Source organism: Bittarella massiliensis (ex Durand et al. 2017) (assembly GCF_009876955.1).
Classification (GTDB): Bacteria; Bacillota; Clostridia; order Oscillospirales; family Ruminococcaceae; genus Bittarella; species Bittarella massiliensis.
In genome coordinates, this window is record NZ_WWVY01000044.1 from 1 (window position 1) to 1,865 (window position 1,865).

The following is a 1,865-nucleotide window of genomic DNA, read 5'->3' on the forward strand; positions in this document are numbered from 1 at the left end:
GCAATCCAATGTTGCACGAGCACCTGTTGTCGGAATTCCCTATTTTCTTGCTTGCTGGAACGGACAACGTGACGCAAGTGGCAATATGATGGTTTTACGCGGAAATGGAATGAATGCAACAATGACAACGAATGTAATGAGTGATAAAGGCGCATGGCAGTATCTCGCTGCACCTCATGGCAACATGTACCTCCGTAATACTGCTAGCCCTCAAGAGGTTGTCAATATTTATCGAGTTCTCCAAGCCGGTATTTACTATGAGTGTAAAGGGTATTGGTATGATCATTCAACGTCCGGTCGTGATCAGCGTATCGCCGTTAATGGCTCACAGGTTTATCTCGCAAACCCATTGGTCAGTGGCACATGGTATTTGCAAGCAGATCGTTCTGCACTGTCGGTTAGTTCCGTGATTTTTTATCAGGACGGAGCCAGAGCACAAGCACAATGGTACTGGGGAGACGCTCGATATAACTAACAGGGATTACGATACGGGAGGCTGCGATGCAGCTTCCCGTATCTAGTGCGTTTAGGAGGTGTCTATGAAACGTGTCATTGCATCTTTTTTATTGATGTCGATTCTACTGTATATTCCGGGCTGTTGGTCATATGATTCGGGCAAATCATCTGCTTCTTCCTTAGAGCAGCCCTCTTTATCGGACAATACAACACACACTGCGCCAATCGTCAATGATTTGGATTACCGTATTGCGGCTAGACCGGATGTTATAACTCGTGGTAGTTCGAGCGACAAAGGCTTCTTTCAAATATTTTCTCATACCGATGGGCATTCTAACCTAATGTTTATTGACTATGCCACGGCGCAGCAGGTTTTTGTGTGTAGCTCCCCCAGTTGCAACCACAAAGATGAAACTTGCTCATCATACATAGAAAGCGATGGGTACACTGTATTTCCAGCGGTGTATGGTAACACTATATTATTAGTATACAACAGTCTGAATCAATGGGGAAATGCGCCTCAAGCTTCTAAAATTGAAAAAATGGATATAAACGGATTGGATCGGAAACTGCTATGCACATTTAGCGGCAATATTTTAATTAATGATGGCGCTGTTGTTGGAGACGGTAGAATTATTTTATGTGCTACTAAATTACTTTCTAATGCGGAAAATATCGGAACGGTTCCTTGTCTTTTATCTATTGATATTGGCACAGGAGAGTGTTCAGACCTTTACCAGGTTAAAACAGGAAATGGCGAAATGCAAAAATCCTTATTTATACGAGGAGTATCCGAATCTGGATTTATTTTAAAGACAATCACCATCAATGAATACGAGGAATCCGATGATGCCGGTATTGCCATGCAAAATATGCAAAACGCTACAGTTCATCGCGTTTTTGAGCTTTCTTTCGATGGGCAACGTGAGAAAGAACTTCTCAGATATACAGGCTCGACGTGTTTTGAAGAGTATAGCGGTCGTGAATTAGTCTATTTGAGCTTTGATAAAAACACTTGTTCTTTATATAAAATTAATAGTGTGACAGGGCAAAAAGAAATAATCATTAAGGATTTTGATACTGTACCCAGCATACGTAAAACAGAAGTCCCTCTTACATCTGAAAATTTTTTCATTGTCGGTTTCATCGATGATTATGTATTGATTAATCAATTGTATCAAGAACACTATGACGCACAAAAAAACATTGAGCTTCTTTACACCCAATATGCTGTTAATACCGAAACCGGAGAGGTTATCGAGATAACATTATCCAACTATCTCATGGCCACCCGAAAGCCGATAAACATCATCGCTCAATTCTCTGATACACTTTTGGTGGATGCTGTTGAGGAAGTGGTGGATGGTATAACCTATCGCCGTCCGGGAATGATCAGCGTTGATGACTAT

Annotated in this window: 2 protein-coding genes; both read left to right on the top strand. The window is 41.4% G+C overall.

The genetic code is table 11. From position 1 onward, the window contains the following. On the top strand, positions 1-475 hold a 475-nt coding region (locus tag GT748_RS14985; RefSeq protein ID WP_161222414.1), incomplete at its 5' end, for a hypothetical protein. Between the two features lie 64 nt (positions 476-539). Continuing rightward, a partial coding sequence (locus GT748_RS14990) for a hypothetical protein (protein ID WP_161222415.1) occupies positions 540-1,865 on the top strand: 1,326 nt, incomplete at its 3' end.